This window comes from Desulfosarcina sp., from assembly GCF_041551955.1.
GTDB lineage: Bacteria > Desulfobacterota > Desulfobacteria > Desulfobacterales > Desulfosarcinaceae > Desulfosarcina.
On the sequence record NZ_JBFELV010000139.1, the window covers coordinates 1 to 10848 of the forward strand.

The 10848-nt window shown below is 56.9% G+C and carries 12 protein-coding genes; 5 read left to right on the forward strand and 7 right to left on the reverse strand.

Annotation, left to right across the window (positions count from 1 at the left end; all coding sequences use genetic code 11):
- The 5 genes from pth to ABYV26_RS12265 all read left to right on the forward strand — a co-directional run.
- A partial coding sequence (gene pth, locus ABYV26_RS12245; protein WP_372681369.1) for an aminoacyl-tRNA hydrolase occupies window positions 1–547 on the forward strand: 547 nt, incomplete at its 5' end.
- 42 nt (window positions 548–589) lie between these two features.
- On the forward strand, window positions 590–2587 hold the full coding sequence (locus ABYV26_RS12250) for a sodium-translocating pyrophosphatase (RefSeq protein ID WP_372681371.1): 1998 nt from the start codon (window positions 590–592) through the stop codon (window positions 2585–2587).
- Window positions 2588–2853: 266 nt separating this feature from the next.
- A complete protein-coding gene (locus ABYV26_RS12255) occupies window positions 2854–3399 on the forward strand; it encodes a CarD family transcriptional regulator (RefSeq protein ID WP_372681373.1) in 546 nt (181 codons plus the stop codon).
- An 11-nt stretch (window positions 3400–3410) separates the two neighbouring features.
- On the forward strand, window positions 3411–4400 hold the full coding sequence (locus ABYV26_RS12260) for an RluA family pseudouridine synthase (RefSeq protein WP_372681374.1): 990 nt from the start codon (window positions 3411–3413) through the stop codon (window positions 4398–4400).
- Window positions 4401–4976: 576 nt separating this feature from the next.
- A complete protein-coding gene (locus ABYV26_RS12265) occupies window positions 4977–5474 on the forward strand; it encodes an META domain-containing protein (RefSeq protein ID WP_372681376.1) in 498 nt (165 codons plus the stop codon).
- Between the two features lie 61 nt (window positions 5475–5535).
- On the opposite strand, the gene ABYV26_RS12270 is transcribed toward ABYV26_RS12265, so the two are convergent.
- The 7 genes from ABYV26_RS12270 to ABYV26_RS12300 all read right to left on the reverse strand — a co-directional run.
- Window positions 5536–6162, reverse strand: coding sequence for a hypothetical protein (locus tag ABYV26_RS12270; protein ID WP_372681378.1), 627 nt, complete (start codon window positions 6160–6162; stop codon window positions 5536–5538).
- 42 nt (window positions 6163–6204) lie between these two features.
- Window positions 6205–7629: an FAD-dependent oxidoreductase gene (locus ABYV26_RS12275; protein WP_372681380.1), complete on the reverse strand. Its 1425-nt coding sequence runs from the start codon at window positions 7627–7629 to the stop codon at window positions 6205–6207.
- Window positions 7630–7755: 126 nt separating this feature from the next.
- Window positions 7756–8328, reverse strand: a complete 573-nt coding sequence (locus tag ABYV26_RS12280; RefSeq protein ID WP_372681382.1) for an electron transport complex protein RnfA — start codon at window positions 8326–8328, stop codon at window positions 7756–7758.
- Between the two features lie 19 nt (window positions 8329–8347).
- On the reverse strand, window positions 8348–8971 hold the full coding sequence (locus ABYV26_RS12285) for an electron transport complex subunit E (protein ID WP_319261245.1): 624 nt from the start codon (window positions 8969–8971) through the stop codon (window positions 8348–8350).
- A gap of 13 nt (window positions 8972–8984) precedes the next feature.
- Window positions 8985–9578, reverse strand: coding sequence for an RnfABCDGE type electron transport complex subunit G (gene rnfG / locus ABYV26_RS12290; protein ID WP_372681384.1), 594 nt, complete (start codon window positions 9576–9578; stop codon window positions 8985–8987).
- Between the two features lies 1 nt (window position 9579).
- A complete protein-coding gene (locus tag ABYV26_RS12295; RefSeq protein WP_372681386.1) occupies window positions 9580–10542 on the reverse strand; it encodes an RnfABCDGE type electron transport complex subunit D in 963 nt (320 codons plus the stop codon).
- The coding region (locus ABYV26_RS12300; RefSeq protein ID WP_372681388.1) for a 4Fe-4S dicluster domain-containing protein at window positions 10532–10848 on the reverse strand (317 nt) is incomplete at its 5' end. The genes ABYV26_RS12300 and ABYV26_RS12295, both read right to left, overlap by 11 nt.

Sequence of the window (10848 nt, forward strand, 5' to 3'; positions counted from 1 at the left end):
CGGGAATCCGGGCCCGACGTATGCTGCGACTCGCCACAACCTCGGGTTCATGGCCATAGACCGGCTGATAGGCAAGTACGGGTTGACCGCCTGCCGCAGCCGGATCCATGCAGAAATCGCCGAAGGGAATATCGCCGGCGTCCCGGTGCTGGCTGCCAAGCCGATGGCTTATATGAATCGGTCCGGCGGCCCGGTGAGCAGCATCGTTAACACCCACGGGATTCAATGCGAGGATATGGTCGTCATCCACGATGACATCGACCTTGCTTATGAGAGATTGAAAATCAAAGAGAAAGGGGGGGATGGAGGACACAATGGACTGAGGTCCCTGATCGACGCCCTGGGGACCGATGATTTCATGAGGGTGCGAATGGGCGTCGGGCGGCCGGAAGGCGACATTGGGGTGGTGGATTATGTTCTGGAGGAGTTCGATGCCAATCAACGGACAACACTGGAACGCTTCCTATCACGGGCCATCGAGGCTGCCGCAGCCATCCTTTGTGAGGGAGCAAAGGATGCTATGAATCGGTTTAACCGCAAACCTTGATTTCACGCTAAACATTGAATGGAGGAAAGAATGGACGCTGTTATGAACAACATACCGCTCGTATGTAGTTTGGTCGGTGTTGCTGGTGTTTTCTTTGCGATTATCCTCGCCGGTATCGTAAAAAGTGCGCCTGCCGGAGACGAGAAAATGCAGGCCATCGCCGGCGCTATCCAGGAAGGCGCCATTGCCTACCTGAACCGGCAGTTGAAAAGCATGGGCATTGCCGGAATAATCATTTTTGGCATTATTTTTGCGACCATGGGCGCCAAAACTGCAATCGGCTTCCTGATTGGGGCTGTTGCCTCTTTCTTGGCCGGCTACATCGGCATGCGGGTTAGCGTTCTGGCCAACGTGCGTACGGCCGAGGCGGCCAAAAAAGGCATGTCCGCCGGCCTCTCCATGGCCTTTAAGGGCGGTTCCGTCACCGGTATGATCGTTGCCGGGCTGGCCCTGACCTCTGTGGCCGGTTACTATGCCGCTACCCATGACGTCATCGCTCTGGTTGCCCTCGGTTTTGGTGGCAGCCTGATATCCATCTTCGCCCGTCTGGGCGGTGGAATCTTCACCAAGGGCGCCGACGTGGGCGCCGACCTGGTGGGTAAGGTCGAAGCCGGTATTCCCGAGGACGACCCCAGAAACCCAGCCACCATCGCCGACAACGTGGGCGACAATGTAGGTGACTGCGCCGGTATGGCTGCCGACCTGTTCGAGACCTATGCCGTCACCGCCGTGGCTGCAATGCTCATCGGCCACCTGCTTTTCCCCAAAGTTCCAATGGCCACGGAGTTCCCGCTGATCCTCGGCGCCATCTCCATCATTGCCTCGATGATCGCCGTTTTCTTCGTCCGCCTGGGCAGCGGCGGCTACATCATGGGTGCCCTCTACAAAGGCATGTTCGGCGCCGCCATTATCGCTGCCGTGGCGTTCTATTACGCCTGCACCAAATTCATGGCTGACGTGCCCGGCCTTTCCGCCATTAACATCTACTACTGTACCCTGGTTGGGCTGATCCTGACCGTCGTCATCGTCATCATTACCGAATATTACACTGGCATCTACGGTCCGGTCAAAGGCATCGCCGACGCATCCACCACCGGTCACGGCACCAACATCATCTCCGGCTTGGCCGTTTCCATGCAGGCCACCGCGGCGCCGGTGCTTAGTATCTGTCTGGCCATCTTCCTGGCCCACAAATTTGGCGGACTCTACGGTATCGCCATGGCCGCCATGTCCATGCTCTCCATGACCGGCATGGTCATCGCCATCGATGCCTACGGCCCGATTACCGACAACGCCGGCGGTATCGCTGAAATGGCCGGGATGGATGACAGCGTGCGCGCCGTCACCGATCCGCTGGATGCCGTTGGAAACACAACCAAAGCCGTTACCAAGGGTTATGCCATCGGCTCAGCCGGTCTGGCCGCCCTGGTGCTGTTTGCCGCCTACGTCATGGAGTTCCAGATGCAGGGAGCTGAAAAAGCGATCAAATTCGATCTCTCCGACGTGAACGTGATCATCGGTCTGTTCATCGGCGGCCTGCTGCCCTACCTGTTCGCTTCCATCGCCATGAAGGCCGTCGGCAACGCCGGCGGGGCCGTTGTCGAGGAAGTCCGCCGTCAGTTCCGCGAAATTCCGGGCATCATGGAAGGCACCGCCAAGCCGGATTACGGCGCATGCGTAGACATCGTCACCAAGTTCGCCCTGAAAGAGATGCTGGTTCCGGCGTTGCTGCCCGTGATCGCTCCCCTGCTGGTTGGCTTTTTGCTGGGCAAAGTCGCCCTCGGCGGCCTGCTGATCGGTTCCATCGTTACGGGTGTGTTCGTGGCCCTGTCCATGACCACCGGTGGCGCTGCCTGGGACAATGCCAAAAAATACATCGAAGACGGCCACCTGGGCGGCAAGGGCTCCGATGCCCATAAAGCTGCCGTCACCGGCGACACCGTCGGCGATCCTTACAAAGATACCGCCGGCCCGGCCGTTAACCCGATGATCAAGATTCTCAACGTGGTGGCCCTGCTGATGGTTCCGTTCCTGATGTAGCCACAATTGCGGTCATAACCCGCAACTGAGGTTCGTTTTATGAGGATTGGCGCCGAACGGCGCCAATCCTTTTTTTATTGATTATTGACCAGTGCAGTGGTATATTCTGCTATTCCATATGGTTATTATTTGTCCCCCCCCAGCATGCGACGGAGGGCCTCTCCTTACGGAATTCATTGTTAACCTGATCGCCTGGAATACCCGGTTTTTCCCGGGGAGAGCAGCCCCGCTCAAGGTGGTTATAACCTCTGATCACTGGTACCCACATGGCAGATAAATCGGTCAAGGACAGTCCAAAAGGTTCAGCATCCCCGAAACGTTTCAAGGTTGGTGATCTTGCCGTATACCCGGCTCACGGCGTCGGTCGCATCGAATCCATCGAAACCAAGGTCGTCAATGGTGAAGAGCACGACTTCTACATCATGAAGGTCATCGAAAACGCCATGGTGATCATGATTCCCACCTGGAACGTGGAATCCGTCGGTTTGCGGGATGTGATCCAAAAAAAAGAGATTCCGAAAATTTTTGATGTGATGCGTTCCCGGCAGGAACAACCCATGGACAACCAGACCTGGAACCGGCGCTACCGGGAGTATATGGAAAAGATCAAAACCGGTTCGCTGTTCGAAGTCGCAGAGGTCTTCAGGGATCTGTCCCTGTTGAAGACTACCAAAGACCTCTCATTTGGGGAGCGCAAGCTTTACGACACCGCCCAGAATCTTCTCGTCAAAGAGCTATCCACCGCCAAGAACAAAAATGAAAAGGCCATTATCGAAGAGATTGAAGCGTTGTTCAAAACCGACGAGGCCTGAGTTTTTCGCCCATGTCCAACCCACCGTCGTCCTTCACCTTCCGCGTCGGTCACGCGCAAGCAGGGGGGCGTCTAGACGCGCTGGTCGCCAGCGAAGTCGATCACTGCTCACGCTCATTTGCTGCGACACTGATTCGTCAGGGATGCGTTTCAGTAGACGGAGCGGCTAAAAAACCCGGGTATACGGTAAAGGCCGGAGAGGTCGTTTGCGGTAAGATTGCCCCACCGACAACGTCGAGCTTCCTTCCGGAGAAGATCCCCCTCCACATCCTTTATGAAGACCCAGATCTGCTGGTGGTGAACAAAGCGCCGGGCATGGTCGTGCATCCGGCCCCGGGGCACCGCTCGGGGACCTTGGTGAACGCCTTGATGCACCATTGCCCTGACCTGGCGGGAATTTCCGGAAGCCTTCGGCCGGGCATCGTCCACCGGCTGGACAAGGATACCTCCGGTGCCCTGGTGGTGGCCAAGAACAGCCGCGCCATGCATGGTCTGGCAGTCCAGTTCAAATCCCGGGACGTTCTGAAAAAATACGTGGCACTCGTCTATGGAAATCCACGCCAGGATACGGGAAGCGTGGACGAGCCCATCGGCCGTCACCCGGTGGATCGCAAGAAAATGTCCGTCACCACCCACACGCCCCGCTCGGCGCTGACCCATTGGCGGGTCTGCGAGCAGTATAAGGGGGCCTGTCTGCTGGAACTGGATATCCACACGGGCCGGACCCATCAGATCCGGGTGCACTGCAAAACCATGGGGCACCCGGTCATCGGTGATCCGGTGTACGGACATCGCGGTGACCAAAAAAGGCTGGCCTCGATTTCCCCCGAGCTGGGTCGGGCGGTCGCGAGCGTGGCTCGTCAGATGCTGCATGCCCGGCGGCTTTCGTTCATCCACCCAACAACCGGCGCGTTCATGGCCATGGAAGCGCCGATGCCTTCTGACATGTCCGGAATGATCGACCGATTCAGGGGAATATCGAAGGAAGTCAAGGATCCTTAATCGCTTTTACCGCTATTCATGCATCGGTACGATAATATACCAAGCCTTGATCAATCATGGCATTGACCTCCTTGGAGATACCGGCCATGTCGGTGCCGATCACGGACTTGAACACTTGCATTAAGACCCAAACGTGAGAATGTTCAAGGTTCCGATAGGTGAAACAGTGGCCCCCTTTATAGGGATGGAAGACATGTGCAGGGTATCGGTTTTCCCAGAAACCCCTTCGCAAATAGAAACAATCCGTTGGGATCTGGGTCGAAAGGGTCTAGTTGGGGATATCATTGTTGAGGAACTCAATCGCAAGGCTCATCGTTGTGAGCCGTATGTATGCCACCGCCTGTTCTAACGCGTCAACGCAATATTGAAAAATCCCACATGTACCGATGTCTTTACTACGTGCTTCCGGATTGCGTCCATGAATAGCATTGTATGGATAAAAATGAACGAGGATATCGAAGGTGCAACGTGGACGAGGATTTTTTAGGATCGTGTATGGGGCAAAACGAAGCCTCGTCAGCCAGCGCTGTTTAATTTGACGCCTGCCTGCATGCGGGCCGCTATACCCTTTTTCTGATGTCAGACGGAAATGCTAAGATCCGGTTCGACTGCAACCGCGGCGGGGGGGAGTATCAGCTCGCTGCGGGCAAGCTTGGCTTCGGACCGCTGTTTTCCACGCGTATGGCTTGCCCGCAAGACAGCCTGGATGGTCCTTTCATGCTTGACCTGCAACGGGTCACATCCTTTTTCGTCGAAGACGGGCAGCTGTATCTATTACTTAATTACGATAGCGGCACCATGCGATTTCGAGAAGAAGCAAGCACCTTCATTGCCCGTAATGGTCGAATTGATATCTCGGGAAGGATTGTTTTTAAGAACCTGGAAGGCGGATTCAATGCTATCGTAGACCACGGCGGCAGAATTTATGATCCGATCAATATTCCTGTTCCTTCGAAGGACGGTCGGAATGTGAAAGTTAACGCCAAATGGAGAAAAGACCTGGATGGCGTTCACATGGTCGGAAATATCATTGAAATCATAAATGTTTCCACTGAATCAGGGTGGTGCCGCTAACATTAAAAAAAACGGTGCCGCCGGATGGGCAGCACCGTTGATGGTTTCAGAAAAGAGAATTTCAGGCGGCGTTCTGGTCTTTTCGATCGATAATGTCCGGGTTGTAACAGATCCGGCAGCAGTCGAGGCAGCGGCTGGATTCGTGTTTGGCGTCGGCCTCGGAGATGACCTGGTCCACCTCGATCATCGAATCGATGCGCTGGGCCACGGGCAGTTCCGGCATGGGCGTTCGGGGTGACTTGACCACACCGGAAACCTTTTCGAACAGGGATTCGGGGATATGCCGCTTGCGCAGGGAGCGCGGGGTTCCTTTGACCTCCTCGCCGGTGATGTATTGATGGATCGAGCGTGCCGCCCGCCGTCCACCGCCGATGGCGTCCACCACCAGAGATGGGCCGGTGGCCACGTCGCCGCCGGTGAACAGGTAGGGCACGCTGCACTGCAGGGTTTCAGGATCGTTGTCAAAGGTGTTCCAGCGGGTGATGGCGATGTTCTCCTTCTCCGGCTCTCCCTCCATGAAGCTGATATCCGGCTGTTGGCTGATGGCGGAAATGACCATGTCCACGTCGAGAATCGTTTCCGATCCTTCGATGGGCACCGGCCGTCGACGGCCGCTGGCGTCGGGTTCGCCCAGTTCCATCTGCAGGTATTCCAGCCCCTTGACATTGCCCTGGCCGTCATCGATCACCCGCGTCGGCGCTGCCAGGAACTGGAATTTGATGCCTTCGTGTTAGGAGGCCACGATTTCGACCTCATTGGCGGGCATCTCTTTACGCGTTCGTCGATAGACGATGTAGACTTCTTCGCAACCCAGGCGCAGGAGTGTGCGTACGCAATCGATGGCCGAGTTGCCGCCGCCGACGACCGCCGCCCGGCGGCCGATGGGAACCTTTTTGTCTGGTGAATTGGCCACCGCAGAGAGGAAGTTGATGCCCTGCGAAACCCCCTTTAGATCTTCACCCTTGATGCCGAGGGTGTAGTCCTTCCAGGCACCGATGCCCATGAAGATCGCATCATAGCCCTCGTCACGCAGCGATTGAATCGTGAAATCCTTGCCCAGGGTGGTATTGTAGTGCACGTCGATGCCCAGGTTCAAGATGCCTTCGATCTCCCAGTCCAGCACCTCGTCGGGCAGGCGGTACTCGGGAATGCCGTATCGCGTGATGCCGCCCAATTTGGACATGGCCTCGTAAATGGTGGGATGGTGCCCCAACCGTCGCAGAAAATAGGCACAGCTGACACCGGCCGGTCCACCGCCGATGATGGCCACGCGCTTACCGGTATCCGGCGCGCAGGGGATGGTGAAACGTCGGCCGCTGTTCATTTCGTAGTCGGCCACGAAACGTTTGAGCTGGTTGATCGAAACCGCCTCGTCCTCGATGTCGCGGCGGCAGTAATTCTCGCAGGGGTGGGGGCACACCCGGCCGCAGGAGAGCAGCAGGGGGTTGCGCTCCCGGATGGTGTTGACGGCCCCCTCGTAGTCGCCTTCCTTGATCAGGCGAATGTATTTAGGGATATCGATCTCGGCCGGGCAGGTCTGCTGGCAGGGCGCCAGGGCATGGTCTTCCTGGTTGAAGACCAGCAGGCGCTGGGACATGGTCTTGACTGAAATCAGACCCTTGGGGCAGGCCGTTTGACAGGCACCGCAGCCCACACACTTGAATTCATCGACAACCGGAAACCCCTTCGGTCCCATGTGGATGGCGTCGAATTGGCAGGATTGGACGCAATCCCCCATGCCCATGCAACCGATGGAGCAAACCCGCTTGCCGCCGTAGAGCGCGGTCATGGCCGCGCAGGTCATGGCGCCGTTGTAAATGAACTTGTCCTCGGCGCGGTCACCGCCGGAGCATGCGTTGAGGGATTTCAAGGGCTCGGCGGTTCCCGGATCCACACCCATGACCGCGGCGATGTTGATGGCCGCTTCCGCGTCGGCAACCACACAGACACCGGGCCCGGCCTTGCCTTCAACCACGCCCACGGCTGCGGCGCTGCATCCGGCAAATCCGCAGCCGCCGCAGTTGGCGCCGGCCATAAAATATTCCACTTCGGCGATGCGCGGATCTTCATAAACGTAGAAGACTTTGGAGGCAACACTGAGAATAATGCCGCAGGTGGCGCCAATGCCCAGCATAACAAGGATAGCGATGGTCACGAAAACCTCCTTTAGGCTGCAAGATAATTAATTTGGACAGCGTTATCGGTCGTCGCAGTATGACAAATACGGCTTTTTCCCTCTATCCTTGCCAAATTAATTATCTTGCAGCCTATTGAATCAAATCTACACCATGCCGCGAAAGGCATAGAAGCTCAGGGAAATAACACCAGCGGTGATCAGGGCGATGGAGGTGTCCTGTAACGGTTTGGGCACACGGGCCAGCAGGATGCGTTCGCGCAGGCCGGCGAAAATGATCAGCGCCAGGCCGAAACCGGCGGCATAGCCGAAGGAGGTGACCAATGCCGGCAGAAAACCAAGCTCCTTGTCGATGTTGAGTACGCACACACCGAAGACGGCGCAGTTGGTCGTGATCAGCGGCAGAAAAATGCCCAGCCCGGCATAAAGGGCAGGGATGCTTTTTTTCAGGAACATCTCGACGAATTGCACCAGGGAGGCAATCACCAGGATGAAGGCGATCGTTCGCAGGAAGACCAGTTTGAACGGTAACAGCAGGTAGGCATAGATGAGCCAGGTCATCACACCGGCCATCACCAGCACGAAGATAACCGCCATGGCCATGCCCATGGCGGTTTCCATCTTCTTGGAGGTTCCCAAAAACGGGCAGTTGCCCAAGAACTGAGCCAGCAGGATGTTGTTGACGAAAATGGTGGCGATGATGATTTCAATATATTCCATGGTAGCTTAGTTCCTCCCGCTATTTACTGGGAATCAGGTTCATCGCACAGAGCAATAATCCCAGGATTACAAAAGCGCCCGGCGCCTGGACGGCAAACCCGAACGGTTCGAAAGCGGCACCGAAGATATTGGGTACATCCCAATGGATCAGCCCGAACACGTCCCCTTTCAAGGATCCGGTTCCGATCAATTCACGTACGGCGCCCAGCAGCCCCAATGCCCAGGTGAATCCGAGACCGATCCCCAGACCGTCAGCAGTCGATTTAAGAACACCGTTTTTCGAGGCGAACGCCTCGGCACGGCCCAGAACGATGCAGTTGACCACGATCAGGGGGATGAACACGCCAAGGTCTAAAAAGAGGGTGTAGGCAAAGGCCTGCATCATCTGCTCGACCACGATGACGAAGGTGGCGATGATGATGATGAAGCAGGCGATACGGACCTTGGCGGGGATGACCTTTCTCAGCAGGCTGACCAGGATGTTGGAGCAGAGCAGGACGAAGGTGGTGGCCAGCCCCATGCCGATGCCGTTTTTCATGGAGGTGGTCACGCCCAGCACCGGACAGAGGCCGAGGACCAACCGAAACGGCGGGACCTCTTTCCAGAGGCCTTTGGTAAATTCAGATGCAAACGATTTGGCCATTGAGTAAACTCCTTTATTTGCCCATGCCTTTGATTTGTTCTTCCAGCTGCGGTTTCAGCCTGTTGTATGTCTCGACGGCTTGATTGACTCCGCTGCAGACGGCGCGGGAGGTGATCGTGGCGCCGCTCAGGGCATTGATTTGGCCGCCGTCGGTGGTGACACCAAAGGGGCTGCCGATGCTTTTGCCCACAAATTGAGCCGCAAAATTGGGGTTGTCCTTGGCCATGGCGCCCAGTCCGGGGGTCTCCTTGTGGGTGGTTACGGCCATGCCGCGCAGGGTATCCTCCGCCATGTTGATGGCCACCACCATGCCGACTTGGTCGCCATATCCGCTGGCACTGGCCTCCATCACGACGGTGTCGGCCGTACCGCCGAATACACCCACGAAAACATTGCGTTCCGTTTCACCGTCTGCGATCTTGAACCGGTCTTTCACGGGGTCGTTGTCGGCCGCTTCCAGGATCTGCCGGATGGCGGGTCCTTTGACCAGGTTCATCACGTTGTTTTCAATCTTGGGTTTGGCCCATTCCTCCAGCCCTTTCAAGCCGCCGCCTGAAATGACACTGAGAATGGTCAAAACCACAACCATTTTGATCATTTCACCCATTTCACGCCACCTTTCCAATTGCCTTGGGTCTGATCTTGTCGACCAGCGGATTTATCAGATTGATCAGGAGAATTGCGAAGATCACGCCATCCACATAGGCGCCGATGTTACGGATCAGGACCGTCATGACACCGCCAAGCGCGCCGTAGACGAGCATGGGGATGAAGTTTACCGGTGAGGATGAGGATTCGGTGGCCAGGAAAAAGGCGCCTATCAGGGTGTATCCGGTGAGCAGGTGGAATGCCGGCGGGGCATAGCGGACCGGATCGGACATGTTGAACAGCATGGCGCTGATGAAGACGCCGACGATAAAAGCGATGCTGATCTCCCAGCGGATGATTCCCCTTAGTATCAGGTAGATGCCGCCGATGGCGATGGCCAGACCACAGGCACTGCCCAGGCCGCCCACCTGCCGTCCCATGAGCAGATCGACCGAATTAAGGTTCTCTACCGCCCCCGGGCCGAAGGCTTTCAGGGCGGCCAGCGGATCCGTCGTGGAAGGGAAGTCGAGTGAGAAGTTGACCAGTGCGGCGTCGAAATCGAGGTGATTTTTGTAGGACACCATTAAAATAGCAATCGCCAGGGCCACCGGATTGAACGGGTTGGCACCAATGCCGCCAAATATCTGCATGCCGATGACAATGGCCAGGAAGGTGCCGATGAGGACGAGCCACCAGGGGGCCGAAGCGGGAAGCACCATGGCGATCAGCAATCCGGTCAGGGCGGCATTGCCGTTGCCTACGGTGATCGGCCGTTTACTGGCGTAGTTGAGCAGCAGTTCCCAGAGGATCGCCGAGGCGATGGCCAGGCTGATGACGCCCAGCGCCGGGGCGCCATAATAGGCGATTCCCACGCAAGCGGCGGGGAGGGCGGCGATCATGGTGTGGTAGCTTCGCTCGGGAATCCCGCTGCCGTCATGCCAGAACGGTGCGTGGGATACGATTAGCGTCTTCTTACTGTTCATTCATCTCCTCCGCAGATGTGATCCGGCCAATTTCGTATTTTGCCAGTTTGATGTACTGATAGATGGGGATGCGCGACACGCAGACGTAGCTGCACATGCCGCACTCGATGCACGAGTAAAGGTCGTAAAGATCGGCGCCTTCGTTATACTGTCCGGCTTCCAGAAAGCGAACGAGCAGGTTCACCGGCACGTTGGCCGGGCAGATGCGCACGCAATCGCCGCAGTTGATACACGGATAGTCGCTGTAAAGGGGAATGGCGCTCTTGTCCTGAACCAGGATGGCGTCGGTATCCGGCCGGATGGGCA